Raw genomic sequence first — 222 nt, forward strand, 5'->3', positions numbered from 1 at the left:
TAGTCGGCGCAGTCGTCCAACGCCACCAGGGCCTGCACGCTGCTGGCCACCCGCAGGGAAAAGCGGGTCAGCAGGTTCGGGGCGATCATCTCGTCGACACCCGGAGCGGCGCCGTCGGTGACCGGATATTGGGTGGCCCACCACAGCACCACCCCCCGCGACCGGCCCAGGCTCGACAGCTCCACCAGCCGCTGCAGCCGCCCCTTGTCCCGGCGGACCTGG

Annotated in this window: 1 protein-coding gene; it reads right to left on the bottom strand. The window is 71.6% G+C overall.

Going from position 1 to position 222, the window contains the following annotated elements:
* Positions 1-222: hypothetical protein (locus G6R25_RS24845; RefSeq protein WP_205447491.1), on the bottom strand; the 222-nt coding region annotated here is incomplete at both ends.

It is taken from the genome of Candidatus Frankia alpina, from assembly GCF_902806485.1.
Classification (GTDB): domain Bacteria; phylum Actinomycetota; class Actinomycetes; order Frankiales; family Frankiaceae; genus Frankia; species Frankia alpina.